Source organism: bacterium, assembly GCA_018814885.1.
GTDB lineage: Bacteria > Krumholzibacteriota > Krumholzibacteriia > LZORAL124-64-63 > LZORAL124-64-63 > JAHIYU01.
The window spans coordinates 1-6,711 of sequence record JAHIYU010000188.1 but is presented as its reverse complement, the minus strand read 5'-3'; the positions used below and the strand labels follow the sequence as shown (position 1 = coordinate 6,711).

General features: G+C 70.7%; 7 protein-coding genes. All 7 read right to left on the bottom strand.

Annotated features, from left to right (window positions below; translation table 11 throughout):
* Nucleotides 1-1,099 (bottom strand): sigma-54 dependent transcriptional regulator (locus KJ554_14485; GenBank protein ID MBU0743538.1); only part of this gene is annotated, 1,099 nt, incomplete at its 3' end.
* A gap of 1 nt (nucleotide 1,100) precedes the next feature.
* Nucleotides 1,101-2,453 carry a hypothetical protein gene (locus KJ554_14480; protein ID MBU0743537.1) on the bottom strand — a complete coding sequence of 451 codons (1,353 nt, stop codon included), beginning with the start codon at nucleotides 2,451-2,453 and terminating at the stop codon, nucleotides 1,101-1,103.
* Complete coding sequence (lipA, locus tag KJ554_14475) at nucleotides 2,453-3,520, bottom strand: lipoyl synthase (protein MBU0743536.1); 1,068 nt, start codon at nucleotides 3,518-3,520, stop codon at nucleotides 2,453-2,455. Before lipA ends, KJ554_14480 begins: the two co-directional genes overlap by 1 nt.
* 953 nt (nucleotides 3,521-4,473) lie before the next feature.
* Nucleotides 4,474-4,974: a DUF1648 domain-containing protein gene (locus KJ554_14470; GenBank protein ID MBU0743535.1), complete on the bottom strand. Its 501-nt coding sequence runs from the start codon at nucleotides 4,972-4,974 to the stop codon at nucleotides 4,474-4,476.
* Nucleotides 4,971-5,387: a VOC family protein gene (locus tag KJ554_14465; GenBank protein ID MBU0743534.1), complete on the bottom strand. Its 417-nt coding sequence runs from the start codon at nucleotides 5,385-5,387 to the stop codon at nucleotides 4,971-4,973. The genes KJ554_14470 and KJ554_14465 overlap by 4 nt, the downstream gene beginning before the upstream one ends.
* 61 nt (nucleotides 5,388-5,448) lie before the next feature.
* Nucleotides 5,449-6,477: a 3-deoxy-7-phosphoheptulonate synthase gene (aroF, locus tag KJ554_14460; protein MBU0743533.1), complete on the bottom strand. Its 1,029-nt coding sequence runs from the start codon at nucleotides 6,475-6,477 to the stop codon at nucleotides 5,449-5,451.
* Nucleotides 6,474-6,711, bottom strand: a 238-nt coding sequence (locus tag KJ554_14455; protein MBU0743532.1) for a tryptophan synthase subunit alpha, incomplete at its 5' end; no start/stop codon positions are given. The genes aroF and KJ554_14455, both read right to left, overlap by 4 nt.

Genomic DNA, 6,711 nt, shown 5'->3' with positions numbered 1-6,711 from the left:
TGTGCGCCCGCTCGACCACGTTGCGCAGCTCGCGCACGTTGCCGGGCCAGCCGTAGCCGCGCAGGCGTTCGGCGACGGCGGGGGGCAGCTTCCCCTCGTCGCGGCCGAAGCCGCGCAGGAAATGGCGCGCCAGCTGGTCCACGTCGTCCAGCCGCTCGCGCAGGGGCGGCACGTCCACCGGGATGACCATCAGCCGGTAGTAGAGGTCCTCGCGGAAACGGCCCTCGGCGATGGCGTCCTCCAGGGGCCGGTTGGTCGCCGCCAGCACGCGCACGTCCACCGACCGCTCGCGCGGATCGCCCACGCGGTTGATCTTGCGCTCCTCAAGCACGCGCAGCAGCTTGGCCTGCACGCCGGTACCCGCCTCGCCGATCTCGTCCAGGAACAGCGTGCCGCCCGAGGCGGCCTCGAACAGGCCTTCCTTGTCGCTGTCGGCGCCGGTGAAGGCCCCCTTGCGGTAGCCGAAGAGCTCCGACTCGAGCAGGGTCTCGGGGATGGCCGCGCAGTTGACGGCCACGAAAGGCCCCTGCGCGCGTGCGCCGGCGTCGTGGATGGCCCGCGCGGCGACCTCCTTGCCCGCGCCACTCTCGCCGCGGATCATCACCGTGGCCCCGCTGGGGGCCACGCGGTCGATCAGATCGCGCAGGCTCCGCATCGCCGCGCTGTCGCCCAGCAACGCGCGCGCGCCGGAGAGCTTGCGCACCTCCTGGCGCAGGGTGCGGTTCTCGCGGCGCAGGGCGGCGCCCTCCAGGGCGCGCACGACGGCCAGCCTCACCTCGTCGGTCTTCCAGGGCTTCTTGATGTAGGTGGCCGCGCCGCGCTGCATGGCCTCAACGGCTGTCTCGTAGTCGGCGTAGGCGGTGAGCATGATCACCGGCGTGTCGGGATTGTCCTGCTTGACGCCGTCGATGACCTGCATGCCGTCCACCGGCTCCATGCGCAGGTCGGTCAGCACGAGATCGAAGGCCTGATCCTTCACCGCGGCCAGGGCCGACGTCCCGTCGGCCTTCTCCACGACCTCGTGTCCCTCGCCCTCGAGCTGGAATCTCAGCAGCTGCGTGTTGCGCTGCTCGTCGTCCACCACCAGGATGCGTGCCATGCTACCTCCCATCGTCCCTGTCGTGCAGCGGCAGGCGCACCTCGGCCACCGTGCCGGGACCGTCGTCGCGGCCGCGGAGGCTGATCGCGCCGTGGTGATCCTCCACGACCTGGCGCACCACCGCCAGGCCCAGGCCGCTGCCCTTCTCCTTGGTGGTCAGGAAAGGTTCGAAGATCTCCCGCTCGGACAGGTCGCCCAGGCCCGTCCCCTCGTCCAGGATACTCAGGACGGCCGCGCCCCCGTCCTGCTCGAGCCTCACGACGATCCGGCCTCCTGCCGGCATGGCGTCGCGGGCGTTGAGCAGCAGGTTCAGCATCACCTGCTGCAGGCTCGGATTGTCGCCGGACACCAGCAGCGGTTCGTCGGGCGTCTCCACCGCCAGTTCGACGCCGGCGGCGGCCAGTTCCTGGTCGGCCATGTGCACCGACCGGCGCACCAGCTTGCCCAGGTCCAGCGGCTCCAGATCGAAGCCGTTGCCGCCCTTGCCGAAGGTGAGATAGCGCGTCAGGATGCGGTCGAGACGGTCCACCTCGTCGGGGATGAAATCGAGCGTGGGCAGATCGATGCCCGCCGTGCGCAGCCGCTGGGCCTGGATCTCGCCGGCGCCCCGGATGATGCCCAGGGGGTTGCGGATCTCGTGGGCGATGCCGGCGGTCATGCGTCCCATCATGGCCAGGTTCTCCTGCCGCATGATCTCCGACCGGGCCCGGACCAGCGATCTCTGCTGGCGCGACAGCAGCAACGCCATCGCGCCCAGGAAGACCAGCACCAGCACGGCGGTGGCCCAGGCGGCGCGGCGCAGGGCGGCCAACGCCTCCAGGAACTCCGCCTCGGCCTCGACCGTGATCACGCCGGCGACCTGGCCGCTCGAATTCCAGATCGGGGCGTGGGCGCTCTTCTGCATGACGTCGCCGGCGCGGTAGAGCCGGCTGGGCATGGAGAAACCCTCCCGCGCCGAGGCCACCGCCCCGGGATCCAGATCCCAGTAGACGTTCACGTCGCCCTTGCCGAGGCGGCGCACCGCCGAGACCAGCACGAAGCCGTCGGCGTCGCAGAGCACGAGCTCGGACAGGTCGTTCTCGCGGCGCACCTGTTCCAGCCGCGAACGCAGCCACAGGAATTCCAGCGACTCCTGGGGGTCGTAGCTCCAGACGGCGAGCGAGTCGCCGTCGACCAGGTAGGAGGCGGTCACCGCCACGCCGGCCAGGCGCTCGCCCAGGGCCTCGTCCAGGCTGTCGCGGGATTCGCGGTAGAGGTGGGACAGGGACAGGGCGACGGCCAGCATGATGGCCGCATACGCGGCCACGCCGGCCCAGATCCTGCGGCGCATCCCCCTGGCAGCGGCGGCTTCCATCAGTCGCGCGTCCCCTCTCCCACGGCCGACTGTTCGCTTGCGTGATAGCTCGAGCGGACCAGCGGCCCCGACTCCACCCACGGCAGGCCCATCTCGCGGCCGGCGCGGGCGAAGGCCTCGAATTCCTCGGGACGGCAGAAGCGCACCACCTCGTGGTGGCGCGGCGTCGGCTGAAGGTACTGACCGATGGTGACGATGTCGACACCTCGATCGCGGCACGACCGCAACACGTCCAGCACCTCGTCCGCGGTCTCGCCCAGGCCCACCATCAGGCCCGTCTTGACCTTCATGCGCGCGCCGCCTGCCGGATGGCGGGCGTCGGACCACTGGCGCGCCGCGCGCAGCACCGACAGCGAGCGGCGATGGTCGGCCTGCGGGCGCACCCCGGGATCCAGCCGCGGCACCGTCTCGAGGTTGTGGGCGAAGACGTCGGGCGCGGCCGCCAGCACCTTGTGCAGCTGCATGGGCCGGCCCAGGAAGTCGGGGGTGAGCACTTCCACGCCGCAACCGGGGTTCAGGCGCCGGATCCAGCGGATGGTGGCGGCGAAGTGGGCCGACCCGCCGTCGGGATGTTCGTCGCGGTTGACCGATGTCACCACGGCGAACCGCAAACCCAGGTGCCGCACGGCCTCGGCCACCCGTCGGGGTTCCCCGGGCTCGAGCGCCGCGGCCGGTCCCGTCTTGACGTTGCAGAAGGTGCATTTCCGGGAACAGACGTCGCCCATGATCATGAACGTGGCGGTGCGGTTGGCAAAGCACTCGCCCCGGTTGGGGCAGTCGCCGCTCTCGCAGATGGTGTTCAGGCCCGCCGTCCGCAGCAGCGACTTCACCTCCTGGTAGGCGTCGCCACCCTTGCCGGGCGCCTTCAGCCAGGCGGGTTTTTCCAGGTGATGGCGCCGTACGCTGCGGACCCTACCCTCGCCGGCCACGTCATTCACGCTCCGCGTGCCCGGCCACGGCCTGTTCCGCCAGGGTGAACGGCCCGACGGCCTTGAAGTCGCCCTCCTCGAAGACCACGCGGCAGCATTCGCGCTCCGCGTCGTGCTCGAGGACCAGCAGGTAGTCATACTCGACGGCGCGGCTGAGGAAGCGGCGCTTCTCCTCCAGGGTCAGCAGCGGGTTGAGGTCGTAGCCCATGATCCAGGGCACGCGCACCTGGCTGGCCAGCGGGATCAGGTCGGCGCAGAAGACGACAGCGCCCTGTCCGGTATCGAACTCCACGAGCTGCTGTCCGGTGGTATGCCCGCTCACGGGAGTGACGCGCACGCCGGGCAGTATCTCCCGCGCGCCGTCCACCAGTTCCAGCAGGCCGGCCTGCTCCAGGGGATGGAAGTCGTCGGGACGGAAGCTCGCCTTGTCGCGGTCTGTGGGCGTGTGCGCCCAGCGCCAGTTCCTCTCCTGCACCCAGTGCCGGGCGTTCTGGAACATGGGCTCGAGCTTGCCGCCCACCTCGCGGATGGTGCCGCCGCAGTGGTCGAAATGCAGATGGGTCAGCACCACATCGGTGATCGCGTCCGCCGAGACGCCGGCAGCGGCCAGCTCGCCGACCAGGTGCCCCTGTCCCCGCTCGATGGCGAAGATGTCCCTGTGCTTCGTCTCCCAGCGGTCGCCGATGCCCGTATCGACGAGCACGCGGCGGTCGCCGTGCTCGGCCAGCAGACAGCGCAGGGTCATGGCGATGCGGTTCTGGGCGTCCGGCACGTGATGCCGCTCCCACATGACGCGCGGCACGACGCCGAACATGGCGCCGCCGTCCAGGCGGAAGTTCCCGTCGGTGAAGACGCGGAAGGTCCAGTCACCCAGTTGCATGTCGTCTCCCGGCTCGTGTCGTACTCGGCGGCGGATCGCTGCACAGCTTACCGCGGTTGGGGCGGGCGGGCAACAGCGGGTCGGCCTGTCTGCGCCGTTCTGTCGAGGGCCGGCGTGGAACCTGCGGGTACAGGCTGTCTGCCTGATGGATTGTGAAACCAGCACCTCCACTTGGAGGAGTGGACTTCTCGTTTTCGAGACCGCGGGCGGGTCAGTACCGCCCTCTCCGCCCGAACCGCTTCATCAAACGCACCATCCACCAGACCAAATAGGACAGGTAGAGGGCCAGCCCCGCCCAGAAAGGCCCCGCCGCCAACCTCACCGGCTCGCGCAGATTCGCCAGGATGGAAAGATGGAAGGCCCAGGCCACGAACAGCAGCGTGCAGACGCCGAACCAGCCCAGCGCCTCGCCGAGCTCGGCCAGCGTGCGCCCCCGCCGCTCCGGCGCCAGCCAGTGGTCCGCGTGGGGCAGGTTCACGTAGCGGGGCGGGAGGCGGCACAACAGACCCGGCAACGCCAGGAAGACACCAGCGATCAGCGCGAGGCTCAGGGCGTACCAGGCCAGGAATTCGGTCTTGGTGTCGTAGCCGCTGGGGGCACCGTCGGCGCCGAAACTGGCGGCGATCCGGTCGGGCAGCCGCGGCGCGTACCAGCCCAGCTGGGCGGCGACCAGGAGCAGCACCAGCAGCAGGGCGATATGGTGGAACCTCATGCTTCCTCTTCCCCCGCCACCGTCAGGCCGACCTGCTGCCCGTAGGTGAGCTCGACCGTGTGGCCGTCGGGATCGCGCAGCACCGCCCGGTAGCCGACCGGCGGGCCGGCCTGCTCGGGCTCCTTGACCAGCACGCCCTCCTCGCGGGCGATGTCGCAGCGCAGGTCCACCTCGGCCCGGCTGGACAGGGCCACGCCCAGGTGGCCGGGCGCCAGCAGCGGGGCGTCGACCGACGCCCGCTCGATGAGCACGACCACGAAGGGGCGCGTTCGGTCGCTGATCCAGGCCACCTCGCCCTGGCTGCCGGCGCGACGGTGCACGACCTCCATGCCGGCGTACACGGCGTAGAAGTCGATGCTGCGGTCCAGGTCGGTGACCGGCAAGGCGATGTGCGTCAGGCCCAGGTCTGTCATGCGTGCCTCCCCGCGCGGTCGTCGCGCCCGCGCCCGATGCGGATGATGACGCCGATACGCATCACGCCCGACAGGCGGCGACGGTGCGGCCCACGGCGCCGGCGATGGCGCGCAATTCGTCCATGAGCGCGCGGAAGCCGTCGGGGGTGAGACTCTGGGCGCCGTCGGAGAGGGCCTCCTCGGGGCGCGGGTGCACCTCGACGATGATCCCGTCGGCGCCGGCGGCCAGGGCGGCGCGCGACAGGGCGGGCACGTAGGCGCGCACGCCCGCCGCGTGGCTGGGATCGACGACGACCGGCAGGTGGCTCTGGGCCTTGATGACCGGGATGGCCGAGATGTCGCAGGTGTTGCGCGTGGCGCGCTCGAAGGTGCGGATGCCGCGCTCGCAGAGGATGACCTGGCTGTTGCCGTTGGCCAGGATGTACTCGGCCGCGAGCAGCAGCTCCTCGATGGTGGACATCATACCGCGCTTGAGCATCACCGGCTGCCGCACCCTGCCCACCGCTTCGAGCAGCGCGTAGTTCTGCATGTTGCGCGTGCCGATCTGCAGGATGTCGGCGTAGCGGCACACCAGCGGCACCTGCTCCGGCGCCATGACCTCGGTGATGACCTTCAGGCCCGTGCGCTCGCCGGCGGTGCGCAGGATGCGCAGGCCCTCCTCCCCCAGCCCCTTGAAGCTGTACGGCGAGGTCCGCGGCTTGAAGGCGCCGCCGCGCAGCACGCGCGCGCCGGCCGACTCGACCTCGCGCGCGGTCTCCAGCACCTGCGCTTCCGACTCCACCGCGCAGGGACCGGCCATCACCACGAACTCCGGTCCGCCGATGGAGAAGTCGCCCAGGCTGATCACGGTGGGCTCGGCGCGGAACTCGCGATGGACCAGCTTGAAGGCGCGCGAGTAGGGCGAGATCTGTTCCACGCCGTCCATCAGGCCGAGCGGCGCCAGCTGCGACTCGTCCGCTGCGCCCACCACGCCGATGACGGTGCGGTTCTCGCCGCGCGAAGGTCTCGCGAACAGCCCCATGTCCTCCACGCCTCGGATCACCTTGCCGATCTGGGCGACGGTCGCGTTCTCTTTCATCACGATGATCATGGCGATTCCTCCATGGCGGCCGAGACGCCACCGAGAAAGTCTTCCACCAGGGCGGGCGCGTCGGCCGCAGACGACGCGCCGTCGATGATCGCGACCAGGGCGCTGCCGATGATCACGCCGTCGGCGACGGCGGCGGCGGTGCGGGCCTGCCCGGCGGTGGAGACCCCGAAACCCACGTAACAAGGCAGGTCGGTCGCGGCGCGCGCCCGCGCCACCAGCGCCGGCAGGCCCTCG

Coding starts and splice junctions, on each gene's coding strand:
- KJ554_14480 (MBU0743537.1), bottom strand. CDS start 2,453: ATGGAAGCCGCCGCTGCCAGGGGGATGCGCCGCAGGATCTGGGCCGGC.
- KJ554_14470 (MBU0743535.1), bottom strand. CDS start 4,974: ATGAGGTTCCACCATATCGCCCTGCTGCTGGTGCTGCTCCTGGTCGCC.
- lipA (MBU0743536.1), bottom strand. CDS start 3,520: ATGACTACCTGCTGGTCCTCGAGCACGACGCGGAGCGCGAATGCTGCC.
- KJ554_14465 (MBU0743534.1), bottom strand. CDS start 5,387: ATGACAGACCTGGGCCTGACGCACATCGCCTTGCCGGTCACCGACCTG.
- aroF (MBU0743533.1), bottom strand. CDS start 6,477: ATGATCATCGTGATGAAAGAGAACGCGACCGTCGCCCAGATCGGCAAG.